Source organism: Cupriavidus sp. 05T313, from assembly GCF_056396665.1.
Window position 1 is genome coordinate 1 of sequence record NZ_JBFTLX010000029.1, and the last position, 12,345, is coordinate 12,345.

At 68.7% G+C, this 12,345-nt stretch carries 13 protein-coding genes; 1 reads left to right on the forward strand and 12 read right to left on the reverse strand.

Annotated features, from left to right (window positions below):
* Positions 1–162 precede the first annotated feature (162 nt).
* Positions 163–1,221: a transglycosylase SLT domain-containing protein gene (locus AC1DKD_RS09630; protein ID WP_477111665.1), complete on the forward strand. Its 1,059-nt coding sequence runs from the start codon at positions 163–165 to the stop codon at positions 1,219–1,221.
* 149 nt (positions 1,222–1,370) lie between these two features.
* Here AC1DKD_RS09630 and AC1DKD_RS09635 read toward each other — a convergent pair whose 3' ends face one another.
* The 12 genes from AC1DKD_RS09635 to AC1DKD_RS09690 all read right to left on the reverse strand — a co-directional run bounded on the left by AC1DKD_RS09635 (position 1,371) and on the right by AC1DKD_RS09690 (position 12,272).
* Positions 1,371–2,552: a pyridoxal phosphate-dependent aminotransferase gene (locus AC1DKD_RS09635; RefSeq protein WP_477111664.1), complete on the reverse strand. Its 1,182-nt coding sequence runs from the start codon at positions 2,550–2,552 to the stop codon at positions 1,371–1,373.
* A 153-nt stretch (positions 2,553–2,705) separates the two neighbouring features.
* On the reverse strand, positions 2,706–3,227 hold the full coding sequence (gene nusB, locus AC1DKD_RS09640; protein ID WP_477143217.1) for a transcription antitermination factor NusB: 522 nt from the start codon (positions 3,225–3,227) through the stop codon (positions 2,706–2,708).
* Entirely contained in the window at positions 3,220–3,723 is a 504-nt protein-coding gene (gene ribH, locus AC1DKD_RS09645; protein WP_477143218.1) for a 6,7-dimethyl-8-ribityllumazine synthase, read from the reverse strand. The genes nusB and ribH overlap by 8 nt, the downstream gene beginning before the upstream one ends.
* A gap of 66 nt (positions 3,724–3,789) precedes the next feature.
* Positions 3,790–4,902, reverse strand: a complete 1,113-nt coding sequence (ribBA, locus tag AC1DKD_RS09650; protein ID WP_477143219.1) for a bifunctional 3,4-dihydroxy-2-butanone-4-phosphate synthase/GTP cyclohydrolase II — start codon at positions 4,900–4,902, stop codon at positions 3,790–3,792.
* Between the two features lie 268 nt (positions 4,903–5,170).
* The gene (locus AC1DKD_RS09655; protein WP_441624859.1) at positions 5,171–5,800 is read right to left on the reverse strand and encodes a riboflavin synthase; all 630 of its coding nucleotides are present in this window, start codon (positions 5,798–5,800) and stop codon (positions 5,171–5,173) included.
* Between the two features lie 97 nt (positions 5,801–5,897).
* Positions 5,898–7,016 (reverse strand): bifunctional diaminohydroxyphosphoribosylaminopyrimidine deaminase/5-amino-6-(5-phosphoribosylamino)uracil reductase RibD, encoded by a 1,119-nt coding sequence (gene ribD / locus AC1DKD_RS09660; RefSeq protein ID WP_441624857.1) that lies wholly within the window; start codon positions 7,014–7,016, stop codon positions 5,898–5,900.
* A 46-nt stretch (positions 7,017–7,062) separates the two neighbouring features.
* On the reverse strand, positions 7,063–7,656 hold the full coding sequence (locus tag AC1DKD_RS09665) for a pilus assembly FimT family protein (RefSeq protein ID WP_441624855.1): 594 nt from the start codon (positions 7,654–7,656) through the stop codon (positions 7,063–7,065).
* Between the two features lies 1 nt (position 7,657).
* On the reverse strand, positions 7,658–8,107 hold the full coding sequence (locus tag AC1DKD_RS09670; protein ID WP_035863912.1) for a type IV pilin protein: 450 nt from the start codon (positions 8,105–8,107) through the stop codon (positions 7,658–7,660).
* A 115-nt stretch (positions 8,108–8,222) separates the two neighbouring features.
* Entirely contained in the window at positions 8,223–10,211 is a 1,989-nt protein-coding gene (locus AC1DKD_RS09675) for a pilus assembly protein (protein ID WP_477143220.1), read from the reverse strand.
* Positions 10,208–10,858, reverse strand: a complete 651-nt coding sequence (locus AC1DKD_RS09680; protein ID WP_477111662.1) for a pilus assembly protein — start codon at positions 10,856–10,858, stop codon at positions 10,208–10,210. The genes AC1DKD_RS09675 and AC1DKD_RS09680 overlap by 4 nt, the downstream gene beginning before the upstream one ends.
* Entirely contained in the window at positions 10,852–11,817 is a 966-nt protein-coding gene (locus AC1DKD_RS09685) for a PilW family protein (protein ID WP_477111661.1), read from the reverse strand. The genes AC1DKD_RS09680 and AC1DKD_RS09685 overlap by 7 nt, the downstream gene beginning before the upstream one ends.
* Positions 11,814–12,272 (reverse strand): type IV pilus modification PilV family protein, encoded by a 459-nt coding sequence (locus AC1DKD_RS09690; protein ID WP_477102319.1) that lies wholly within the window; start codon positions 12,270–12,272, stop codon positions 11,814–11,816. The genes AC1DKD_RS09685 and AC1DKD_RS09690 overlap by 4 nt, the downstream gene beginning before the upstream one ends.
* Positions 12,273–12,345: the final 73 nt, after the last annotated feature.

A 12,345-nucleotide genomic window follows, 5' to 3' on the forward strand; every position in this document is an offset into this window, starting at 1 on the left:
CCCCCAAGAGCCTACCTTGTTTCTCGTTGGGCGCATGGGGAGCGCTCACCAACAGGTGCTGGACGTCATTGCTAGGCGGCGCGGCATCCTTACTTGAATACGCGGTCAACGGACGTGCGGCGCAACAACGCGGCGCGAAGCGGACGGCGGATGGAGGTAAGTATGAGTGGTTGGAAAACCCTTCATCTTCCCGGAGTCGGGCGGGCATTGCAGGTCCGTTTCAGACAACCGGTACCCGGAGTGAATCGGGCATTGCAGGTCCGCCTCGCGCATCCGGTCGCTGGCCGCGCCTTACGGAGCGGTCGCGCAACATTGAAATATGCCCTGAACAGTCTCGGGGTGTTGTCTGCRGTCGCAGCTGTATCGCTATCGGTCAGCCAGGAGTGGCGTACGGCCCTCGCTGGCGCGCTGGCCGGCGAGGAAGCGCCCGCGGTACTGATGGAAGCGGCGGTGCCTGCCAGTACGGCCGACGTGGCCGCGGCCAAGATCGGTCTGGCGCCGGCCAAGCCCGTGGGTCTGCCCACGGTGTCCGGCACCGACGACTGGGGCCAGCCGGCCGGCAAGGTGCCCTCCGTGGCCCACCTGGCCGCGCAGATCCCGGCGCAGCGCGTGGCGCTGGATGCACGCAACCCGGCTACGCTGGGCAGCGCGCGCGAGCAGGCAGTCGTGGCTGAGTACATCGCACGCAAGTACCGCGTGGCGGCGCAGGCAACCGCGCAGCTGGTGAAGGCCGCGTACCTGACCGGGCGTGAGGTTGGCATTGATCCGCTGCTGATCCTGGGCGTGATCGCCATCGAGTCCAGCTTCAACCCGTACGCCGAGAGCGGCGTGGGCGCGCAGGGCCTGATGCAGGTGATGACCAAGGTCCACCAGGACAAGTACGAGGCCGTGGGCGGCGTGGCAGCCGCGCTCAACCCGTACGCCAATATCAAGATCGGCGCGCTGGTGCTGAAGGACTGCATCGCCCGCGCGGGTTCGCTGGAAGGCGGCCTGAAGTACTACGTCGGCGCAGCGACCACCAACACCGACGGCGGCTATGGGGCTAAGGTGCTGGCAGAGCGTGCCCGCCTGCGTCAGCTGCCGGGCGTACGCAGCGTCACGGCTGAGCCCGTGGCTGCCAAGCCGGAAGTGACTACCGACGCCAAGTCGCAGGCAGAGCACCATCAAGGTACGGCCAGCGACAAGCTGGAAGCCGCCGGGAACGTGCCGAGAAGCGCCTGATACGCACCGGCGGCGGCCTGGACGGCTGCTGCTTGCCGGCACGCGCGAGAAGGCGCCTCCGGGCCCGCCAGGACAAGACGGAGCCGGCAAGCAGAAAAAAAGCACCCACAGGGGTGCTTTTTTTCGTTTGGGTCTCGTTTGTGCATCCCTCAGGCGAAGAACTTGCCCAGTCGCGCCATGGCTTCCTCGATGTTCTCCATGGAGGTCGCATACGAGATCCGGATATAGTCGCTGGCCGTATAGGGACCAAAATCCTGACCCGGTACCATGACCACGCCCGCATCGCGCAGCATGGCCTGGGTCAGGGTGTCGGCGTCGCCCGCGGCGGGGTGGTTGACGCCCCGGCAGTCCGCATACACGTAGAAAGCGCCATCCGGCTTGACCGGCACCCGCAGGCCGAGCGATTCCAGCGCCGGCACGATGGCGTCGCGGCGGCGATGGAATTCGGCCTTGCGTGCGTCATAGATGGCCAGCGCTTCGGGGGAGAAACAGGCCAGCGCCGCGTGCTGGGCCACCGCCGAGGCGCAGATAAACAGATTCTGCGCCACTTTCTCGAAGGCATTCACCAGTTCGTCCGGCACCACCAGCCAGCCTAGGCGCCAGCCGGTCATATTGAAGTACTTGGAGAAGCTGTTGACGGTGATCACATCGTCGTCCAGGCTCAGCGCCGATACCGGCGGCGCGTCGTACGACAGGCCCTGGTAAATCTCGTCGACGATGGCGAAGCCCTGGCGGGCGCGTACGGCCCTAAGGATGCGCGCCAGCTCATCCGGCAGGATCGAGGTGCCGGTGGGGTTGGAGGGCGAGGCCAGCAGCACGCCACGGGTCTGCTCGCCCCAGTGTGCTTCCACCTGCGCGGCCGTGAGCTGGAAGCGCTGGGCCGGGCCGCTCGGGATCATCCTGGCACGGCCGTCGAAGGCTGCGACGAAATGGCGGTTGCAGGGATAGCTGGGGTCCGGCATCAGCACCTCGGCGCCGATCTCCACCATCACGGCGCACGCCAGCAGCAGCGCGCCCGAGGCGCCGGCGGTGACTATCACGCGGCGCGCCGGGATGTCGATCCCGTACATGGTCTTGTAATAGCCGGCGATGGCCTCGCGCAGCGGCGCGATGCCCAGCGCGCCGGTGTACTGGGTGACGCCCCGGCGCATGGCCGCCTCGGCCGCCCGCACGACTGGCTCGGCGGCGGTGAAGTCGGGCTCGCCAATGCCCATGTGGATGATGTGGCGCCCGGCACGCTCGAGTTCGGCGGCCTGCTTGGCCAGCTCCATCACGTGGAAGGCATCGATATTGGCAAGTCGGGAGGCGGTGGCGAGGCGCTGCATGTCCATGGCGGGAATAGGCTTGGTGGGCTGGGTTCGGGGAGGAGGTGCGAAGTTAAAGCGGAATTAAGCCGAGTTGATCGGCGTAGAAGTAAAAACACCCGCCGGAGCGGGTGTCTGAACGGCAAGCCTGGCGCCGTGAACGGCGCAGGTTGCCGTCGCTCAGCGTCGGGCGGCCAGTTCGGGCGCGCGCACCTTGGCGGCCAGCTTGTCCAGCACGCCGTTGACGTATTTATAGCCTTCCACGCCGCCGAAGGTCTTGGTCAGTTCCACGGCTTCGTTGATGACAACCTTGTACGGGATGTCGACGCAGTGGATCAGCTCGTAGCTGCCGATCAGCAGGGCAGCGCGCTCCACCGGCGACAGCTCGGCCACCGGGCGGTCCAGGAAAGGCTCGAACGCACCGGTCAGCCTGGTTTCTTCGCGGATGGCGCCATTGAGCAGGGCGTCGAAGTGCTCGCGGTCAGCCTTGTTGAAGCCTTGGGCGTCGTGCAGATGGGCCTGGATCGCATCGGTATCGTTGCGATTCAGCAGCCACTGGTACAGGCCCTGCAGTGCGAGTTCGCGCGAGCGGCGGCGCGCGCTCTTGGGCGCTGCCTTGGGCTCGGACTTGGCGGCGGGCTTGGCGCCGGCGTCGTCCGCCGRCTTGCCGGCGGGGTTGCTGCTATCGGGCGCGTCACTCATCGTCGTCCTCGTCTTCATCCTCTTCCTGGCCGCGCAGCGAATCCAGCGCGGAGACCAGGTTTGCCATTTCCACCGCGGCGCGGGCACAATCGCGGCCCTTCTCGCGGGTGCGGGCGTGAGCCTGGGCGTCGGTGTCGACGGTCAGGATGCCGTTGGAGATGGSCACGTTGAAGTCCAGTCCGACGCGGGTGATGCCGGCGCCGGATTCGTTCGAGACCAGCTCGAAGTGGTAGGTCTCGCCGCGGACCACCGCGCCAAGCGCGATCAGTGCGTCGAACTGGCCGCTTTCGGCCATCTTTTGCAGTGCCAGCGGAATCTCGAGGGCGCCGGGCACGGTCACCACCAGGGTGTCCTCGCCTTCGATGCCCAGCTTTTCCAGTTCGGCCACGCAGGCTTCGCGCAGTTCGTCGCAAACCGGCTCGTTGAAGCGCGCTTGCACGATGCCGATGCGCAGGCCTTCACCTTCGAGGTTGCTGGGATAGAAACCGTGATCCATCTTGTGTTCTCCTGGGTTCGGGGTGGCGGCCGGCGATAGGATTGCGGCCGCCGGATATCCGGTAGTTCAGTTTGCCTGGCCGCCGCTCATGGGCTGGTAGCCAGTCACTTCAAGGTCATAGCCGGTCATGCTCGGCATTTTTAGCGGGGAAGCCAGCACACGCATCTTGCCCACGCCGAGATCCTTGAGGATCTGGGCGCCGGTGCCATAGGTGCGCAGGTCCGGCTTCACACGGGGGCGATTCTGCGGGGCATCAAGGGCCGAGAACTGCGTGAACAGCTGCTCCGCCGTGTCCCCGCAGTTCAGCAGCACCATCACGCCGTGATCGGCCTGGGCGATGGCCTCGAGCGCGGCGGGCACGCTCCACGAATGCGTGGTGCGCGACACTTCGAGCAGGTCCAGGGTGGACAGCGGCTCGTGCACCCGCACCAGCGTTTCGCGGTCGGGCTGCGGCGCACCCTTGACCAGCGCCAGGTGCGCGCGGCCGCTCGGCTTGTCGCGATAGATGATGCTGTTGAAGGTGCCGTAGGGCGTTTGCATGGTGCGCTCGCCGGCGCGCTCGATAATGCTCTCGGTGCGGCTGCGGTAGTGAATCAGGTCGGCAATGGTGCCGATCTTGATGTCATGCTCCTGCGCGAACTCGACCAGGTCGGGCAGGCGCGCCATGGTGCCGTCGTCCTTCATGATCTCGCAGATCACGGCAGCCGGCGTAAGGCCGGCCAGGGCGCCCAGGTCGCAGCCGGCCTCGGTATGGCCCGCGCGGRTCAGCACGCCACCGGGCTGGGCMRTCAGCGGGAAGATATGGCCGGGCTGGACCAGGTCTGTGGCGCGGGCGTCCTTTGCCACGGCGGCCTGCACGGTACGGGCCCGGTCGGCTGCCGAAATGCCGGTAGTGACGCCCTCGGCCGCTTCGATCGATACCGTGAAGTTGGTGCCGTGGACGGTGCCGTTGCGGCTGACCATGGGTTGCAGCTCAAGCTGGCGGCAGCGCTCGGCGGTCAGCGTCAGGCAGATCAGGCCGCGGCCATACTTGGCCATGAAGTTGATCGCCTCCGGTGTGACGAAATCGGCAGCCAGCACCAGGTCGCCCTCGTTCTCGCGGTCTTCCTCGTCAACCAGGATAACCATGCGGCCGGCRCGRATKTCGGCAATGATKTCTTCKGTACGGGCGATTGTCATGGCATGCAGGCTGGAAAGCGGGCTGAGGTTGGGGCTGGAATTCTGGCTGAATTTCGGGCGGGATGGCTTGCTGGCCGGCTGTCGGCACCGGCTCGCCGGGACCCGCCTTGGGGGGAAACCGGCCGGCCGCGGCAGCGGTCTGGCCCAATATTGTACGTCAACCGCGCGCCGCAAGGCGCGCGCTGCCCCCCGGGGACTTCCCGGTGGCGGTTGGCGCTTGGGGTGCGTGGCAATGGCGGCCGGCTAGCGGCGCCTGGAAGAGCGCATATCAGGCGGCTTTCGGCGCGCTCAGCATGCGTTCCACGTACCGTGCGATCAGATCGATCTCCAGGTTCACGCGCGCGCCGGGCTTGAGATCCTGCAGCGTGGTGACCTCGATCGTGTGGGGGATCAGGTTGATCGAGAAGGTGCAGCTGTCCTGCTCGTCAATGACCTTGTTGACCGTGAGCGATACGCCGTTGACTACCACCGACCCCTTGTAGGCCAGGTAGCGTCCGAGCTCGCGCGGGGCGCGCACGCGCAACTCGTGGGATTCGCCTACCGGAGCGAAGTGCGTGACTTCGCCTAGCCCGTCGACATGGCCGGATACCAGATGGCCACCGAGACGGTCGGCCAGGGTCAGCGCCTTTTCCAGGTTGACGCGGCCTGGCTTGTCGAGGCCGGCGGTCTTGTCGAGTGACTCACGCGATACATCCACGTCGAAGGCGTCTCCGTCCAGCGCGATCACCGTCATGCAAGCGCCCTGGATGGCGATGCTGTCACCCAGGATGACATCGGACAGGTCAAGCCCGGGAGCGCGGATGCGCAGGCGCACGCCGGCGTCGGCTGCGGCTTCGCTGGCACCCAGCGGGGAAACGGATTCGATGCGGCCGACGGCCGCGACAATGCCAGTGAACATGGTCGGTGCGAAATGCGATGGGAAAACACGCATGCTAGCAGGTGCGGCGCCAGTTCGTATTTGCCCGCGGCTTCCTGTCGGGGGGGGCGGCAGGCGGTCAGGCGTGGTCGGCGCGGCGTGCGATCAGCCGCAGGTCTTCCCCGATCATGCGTACGTCGTGCCAGCGGAAGGCCGCGGCGTCCTGCAGCCGTGCCAGGGGCGGCAACTGGAACATGCCTTGCGCATCTCCCAGCAGCTTGGGCGCCAGGTAGACCAGCAGTTCGTCGGCGCAATGCTCGCGGATCAGCGAGCCGTTCAGCTTGAACCCGGCTTCCACATGCAGCTCGTTGACGCCGCGCCGCCCAAGTTCTTCCAGCATGTGGCGCAGTTCCACCTTGCCGTGCGGATTGGGCAGCACCACCACCTCGGCGCCGCGAGCCTCCAGCGCGCGCCGGCGCGCGCCGTCGTCGAATGCGCAGAACACCAGCACCGGCTTGGCAAAATCGCCGGTGTCCGGTGTCAGCAGGCGTGCGTCCAGCGGGATCTCCAGCCGGGAGTCCACCACCACGCGCTGTGGCTGGCGTGGCGTGTCCACGGCGCGCACATTCAGCTGTGGGTTGTCGTCGCGCACGGTGCCGATGCCGGTGAGGATGGCGCTTGCGCGCGCGCGCCAGGCATGGCCATCGTCGCGTGCCGCCTGGCCGGTAATCCACTGGCTGGTGCCATCGTGCAGCGCGGTACCGCCGTCGAGCGAGGCGGCAACCTTGATCCGCACCCAGGGCAGTCCGCGCGTCATGCGGTTGACAAATCCGATATTGAGTTCGCGGGCTTCTTTTTCCAGGAGCCCGCAGCGCACGTCCACGCCGGCTTCGCGCAGCCGTTGCAAGCCGCGGCCGGAAACGGTGGGATTCGGGTCTTCCATGGCCGCTACGACGCGCGCGATGCCGGCGCGCACCAGCGCATCCGCGCAGGGCGGCGTCCGGCCAAAATGGCTGCAAGGCTCCAGCGTGACGAAGGCCGTGGCGCCGGCCGGATCGTTGCCGCGCGCGGCGGCGTCCTTGAGCGCCTGTATCTCGGCGTGATCCTGTCCGGCGGGTTGCGTGAAGCCCTGGCCGATGATCTTGCCGTCCTTGGACAAAACGCAGCCAACGCGCGGATTGGGCGTGGTGGTGTACATGCCTCGCGCAGCTAGCGCGAGAGCTTGTGCCATGGCTGCGTGGTCGGTATCGGAGAACATGAGGCCTGGTGCTTCCTGCCGCGCGGGCGGCGAGTTGAGGTTGGTTTCAGTCTTCAAGTGTCAGGGCGGCGGGGGGCTGGTCGGGACCACCGCAATCGGTATCCTGGCCCGGCGTGCACAGGCGGATGCGACCGTGGGCACCGAGCCTTAGTTGCCGCTGTTCACCCTGGCAGGTCACGGTGAAGGTGGCGGCGAGGAAACCGCCTTGCTCTGAGCGAGAGTATCCCACAGCTGCCATGTGCAGCGTATGGTTGCCTTGCGTGGTCGAACGCAGTGCGATGCGCAGGCAGGCGCTGTGCAGTTCGACCATGGCCAGCAAGTCGCCATCGTGCCGGTCAGGCCCGTCGGTGCCGGAGGGCGGCAGTGTCAGGCGCCAGCCCTGGTCCAGCGTTGCCGCGCCGGGCAAGGGCGCCAGCAATACGTCCGCGCGCCGGGCAACGGCGGTGGCGCGCGCGAGTGCCAGCGAGCCGGCGAGCCGGTCGGCCGCCAGTACCACCTGCTGCCGCGCCAGCAAGCGCTGCCAGGACGGGTAGGCGAATGCCACGAGCATGGACAGCACGGCCAGGCAGGTCAGCAGTTCGGCGAGTGTTGCGCCGCCGCTTCGATGCCGGCGGCCATGCGAAGGCCGATGCCCCGGCATGTCAGCAAGCCCGCGGCAGCGGCACCGGCTTTGCCGCCAACGCGGGCTGCGCAAGCCACTCGCCGGTACTACGCAGAATCAGCGTGCCGCATGACGCGTCCGGCGCCTGGGGCACGGCGCGCAATTCGACGCAGCGCTCCAGCCCGCCGCTCGGGCAGGCGCTGGCGTTGATCCAGTGACGCGGGCGCGCCGGCGGCGCTGGCACGGGCAGTGGCCATTTGCCGGCTACCACCGCGCCGCCGGGTTCACTCGCGAAGCTCACGGTGGCCAGCGCGTGGCGCTCCAGTTCCAGCATCGCGCCAAGCATGGCGCTGCGCGCCTCGGCGCGCCAGCCTCGCTCCATATGCCGATGCCAGGCAGGCACGACCATCGCCGTGAGGATGGTCATCACCGTCAGCGTGACCAGCATTTCGAGCAGGGTGAATCCGGGCGGGCGAGGGTGGTGCGTCATGCGCATTCTCCATGGCGGCCGCCGGCCGATGCGTGGGAGCGCACCCGGTTTCCGGCGATTGATTGGGGGCACGTACCTGGCCACGTGCCGGGTGGCGGTTTTGGCAAGGGGTGGCTCATGGCGAGCCGGAGCGGATCAGTTCGCGCCAGCTARGGCGGCCGGTGCGGCGGCTGGCGACAGTGCGGTTATGCGGGACGGCACGCCCATGCTCCAGGGACCAGAGCGTGAGCGCTACGGCCTCGCGTGAGGCGATCCCGGGCTGTGGGGATCGTTCGGGTGGTAGCGGCACGCGGCCAAGAACGACCGCCGCATGGGCACCCGCGTCCAGCCCGGTCGTTGCATAAATTAGGGGGCCTCCGGCATGCTCGCTGATGGTGGATTCGCCGCTCAACGCATGAATCAGGTAAATGCGCTGATGTGCATCGGGCGTGCGCGTCACCACGCCGAGGTAGCCCGGATCGGCGGGAATGAGCCGGTCCAGCCGTTCGCCGGGGTTGGGAAAGGTCAGGTGCCAGCCTGCCGTCGCTGGCTGACCGGGGCGGTCTGCTTCGCGGGGCTGGCGGCGCAGCACGACGCCGTCTCCGCGGGAGTGGGCCGCGACGCGCGCAGCCCCGGCCCCGGCGTCGCCCGCCTCCGCGAGGGCGGCGCTGTCGAAGACAGCGGCAATGTGATTGCCGCTGCCGTACACCGCGAGGTGGCCTCCGGGAGCGGCGATCAGGACGGGTGCCGCTGCCGTTGCCGTGCCGCTCGGCCATGGCAAGGAATTCTCCACGCGGTGGATGCAGCGAACGCGCTGGCCGCTATCGTGCCATGGCGCCGCGCCACGCAGGTCGTAGCGCCAGAGCCTGCCGATGGCATCCACGGCATAGGCTGCCACGGCCATGCCGGAAGCGTCCGGCAAGACGCTCGCCGCCAGCAAGGCGGGGCGGGCGCCGGCGACCCCGCAACCGTGGTCAGGCAGGTGTAGCCGCGGTATCGCATACCGCCCATGCCACGGGGCGCGGGTGGGTTTGTCCAGCGGCAGCAGGGCGAGGCCTGCCTGCCGCGCGGATGGATTGCGATGTGGCCCGCCGGACGGGAGCTTGCCGTCCGGCGCGGCGGCCAGCGTAGCCATGGCATACCAGCGCCCACCTTCAGGTGTGGCTAGCGCCAAGGCGCGGACAGGCCCGGCAGGCGCCAGCGGCAGCGTGCCGGAAGCCGTGGTTTCCCAGAGCAGCGCCGCCGGAGGCTGGGCGGCATGGTCGGAGATGCTGCTGATGTCGAGGGCGAACACGCTTGCCCGCGCTTCCTCGCCGGGCGGGTTGGCCGGCACGCCACATAGCAGGACGGTGCGCCAGCGCCCGGGTTCCAGCGCCACGTCCGCCGCTTCAGGGTAAGGGCACGGCGCAACGGGCGCGGTGACGGCCCGAGCCGGGCTTGCCGTCCGCGATGCCCAGCCGGCGGCCTGGCTCAGCAAGCTGCGCGGCAGGAATGCGAGCACTTCCTTGCCGGATCTCGCCTCGAACGCGTGCAGCAAGCCGTCGCGCGTGCCCAGCCAGACCAGCGCCGGGCGCGCGCTGTGCAACGCGGCGAAATCCGCGTGGCCGGGCCGGCCGGGCAGCCAGGAGGGCGGCGGAACCATTACCGGTGGCGTGCCGGCCGGGCGCCCCAGTCGTCCGGTCCCGGACACCGGTGACTTCGGCACTGCCGGGTCCGGCGCCTGGCGTGCGCCACGCAAGCGTGCCAGCCGGTCCCGGCCCTCGCCGTCGTGAGGCCCTTCGGAGCCGGCTCGATCGAGCAGAGCGCGCGTCAAGGTATCCAGTGCTTCCCATTGCAGCGGAGCTAGTCGCGTCGGCGTTTCGTCGGAGCCGGCGAGCGCCGTCAACAAGCGGCGCGACTCGGGATCGCGCATGTCGAGCAGTGCGCCCGCCTCCCAGGCCGGCGGCGGTAACGCTTGCGCTACCTCGTGCTCGCCCGATGGAAGTGCCAGGCTGCGCAGGCGGCCGCTCCAGGCATGGATGCCAGGCTCCGCGACGTAAGCGTCCGCGCCCCGCGCCGCGCCGGTACACGGCAGCCACGCGGGGAGGGCAATCAGCGCGATGCAACACCGGGCGAAGAGGGTCATGGCTGGAACTCGCTTTGCAGCAAGCTGCGTACCGCGATGTCTCTTCCCCTGCCGAGCGCCGTAATGCGAAAGCGCAGCCGCGGTCCCGCGCCAGCCGCATAGTCCGCTCCCAGCCATTCGCCGGGCGGGCGCTCGTGCAGTAGTTCCACGACATAGCGTGGCAAGGTGTCGACGCCTGCCGTTCCGGCCGGCAAGCCGGGCAAGGTGGTGCCGCTGAAGGTGCCCAGCGCAACGCCGGTGGCCTCATCCGGCCGGCGCGCCGCGAGCCATTCCTCCCACGGCGGCGGAGAGTTCGCCGCAGGCCGGCACAGCCCCAGTTGCGCTCCGATGCCGCACCGGCCAGGCGGCGGCCACGCGGCAAGGCGCGCGTCGGCCCCGGCAGCGCCGGCGCGCAGCGCCTCCAGCAGTTCCGCTTCCGCATCGAGCAATGCCGTCTCCGCCGCGCGAAAGGCGATTTCGCGTTCCAACTGATATGTGGTCACTTGACGGCTGGAGAGCAGGAAATGCAGGCCGGCCAGCGTGGTGGCAACCACAAGCAGCAGCATCGTGGCTGTCAGCAGCAGTGTGGTGCTTCCGCCGGCACGCTTGCGGTGCACTGTGGCAACGCGCTGCATTGGCACGCCTGGCGTCCATGCCGGATTCAACATAGCGTTTCCATGCAAGGGCTTGCATTGCGCAGCCGCACGGATGTCGAGAACACGCGGCGCATCAAGGTGGACCCGGGAGGGGGATCGAAGACGAGGTCGCCGCCATGCGCGCCCGGCCCCGGCGGCGGAAACAAGACAAGCGCGGCGGCCGCGGCAGCCCGCGGCAACGGGCGTTCGCCACGCAGCACCAGTGCCACCTGGACTACCCGCACCTCGTGCCAGGCCGCTTCACCCCTGGCGCGGATCTCCTCGGCCCGCAGGAACATATCGGCCTTGCCGTCGCCATCGGTATCGATGCCGTAGCGCAACTGCATTGTCTCCAGGCCGCGCACCAGCGCGCCGGAAGTCCAGTTGCCCTGCTGCACCCGTCCGTCGCGCCGGCTGGAATAGCGGCACAACAGTTGCGGCTCGCCATCGGCACCGTTGGCTACATAGAGCAAGTTCGCGCCGGCATAGGTACCGCCGCTTCCGATGGCATCGCCGCCGGCGCTGGCAGCCGGGAGCGCATAGCCGCTGCAGTCGGTCATGGTCTGGTCGGGCAGCGTGGGATCTTGCGCGCGCCCACTGCCGCTGAAGCGCACCAGCAGCGCGTCGCTGCCATTGACACCGCGGCGCGCGCAGGTGGGTTGCGCGGCAATGCCGGGCTGGCCGCAATCGTCGCGCCCGGACAGCGCCGGTGGCGTGTCGGGCAGGGCGGTTGCACCAGGCGGCCGCCAGCCGCCGTGCCGGATCAGGTGGGAGACCACGGCAATGGCACGCTGGCCCCGCTCCTCCAGCAGCACAAGGTCGACCGCGGCGCGGTAGGCGACTTGTACCGCGTGGAAAGCCGACGCAGCCAGCGCGCCTGCGAGCATGCCAAGCGCAAGTCCGATCATCAGTTCGATCAGCGAGAAGCCTCGCGGGCGCTTGGGACGCGTGTCGCTCCAGATGCGGATGCCGTGCCTGCAAAGGCGTCTCATGGCCTGATCCACAGCGCGACGGCGCGCAATGCAGCTTCGTCGTCCGGGCTAGCGGAACGAGGCAGCGGCCCCACGACCGCCAGCTTCCGCCCGGGTGCGCAACCCGGCAGGCCATGCTCCGTGCCCGCCGGAGCGAGCGACCGGCACAGTTGCAGATGAGGCGCGCCGATGCCGCGGGCGTGCAGCGGCGACAGCGCCAGGCGGGGATCCTCCAACTCCGCCAGTTCAGCGGCGGCACGCGTCGCGTGCCCGATGTCTTCATAGTGGCGCAGCGCGCCGAGCGCGACAGGTGCGAGCGTGGCAAGCGGAAGCATGCCGATCGCGAGGAGCGCCAGGGCGGTGAGGGACTCGACCAGGAGGTAGCCGCCTGTCGGGCGGCGCACGGCAACGCGTCGCCTGGCCCGCGTGTTGCGCGGAACCGGCATGGCGGTCAGGGCAGCATGGAGGATCGGCACGGCACGCTCGCAAGTTGGGCAGAGGTGCCGACGATAACGTCAAACAACGGGGTGAAACGTTGCGGATTGTGCT

What these genes read in the sequence shown, in the direction of transcription:
- AC1DKD_RS09670 (WP_035863912.1), bottom strand. Translation starts at nt 8,107, where the DNA reads ATGACGCACCACCCTCGCCCGCCCGGATTCACCCTGCTCGAAATGCTG.
- AC1DKD_RS09655 (WP_441624859.1), bottom strand. Translation starts at nt 5,800, where the DNA reads ATGTTCACTGGCATTGTCGCGGCCGTCGGCCGCATCGAATCCGTTTCC.
- AC1DKD_RS09665 (WP_441624855.1), bottom strand. Translation starts at nt 7,656, where the DNA reads ATGCCGGGGCATCGGCCTTCGCATGGCCGCCGGCATCGAAGCGGCGGC.
- ribD (WP_441624857.1), bottom strand. Translation starts at nt 7,016, where the DNA reads ATGTTCTCCGATACCGACCACGCAGCCATGGCACAAGCTCTCGCGCTA.
- AC1DKD_RS09635 (WP_477111664.1), bottom strand. Translation starts at nt 2,552, where the DNA reads ATGGACATGCAGCGCCTCGCCACCGCCTCCCGACTTGCCAATATCGAT.
- AC1DKD_RS09680 (WP_477111662.1), bottom strand. Translation starts at nt 10,858, where the DNA reads ATGTTGAATCCGGCATGGACGCCAGGCGTGCCAATGCAGCGCGTTGCC.
- AC1DKD_RS09685 (WP_477111661.1), bottom strand. Translation starts at nt 11,817, where the DNA reads ATGAGACGCCTTTGCAGGCACGGCATCCGCATCTGGAGCGACACGCGT.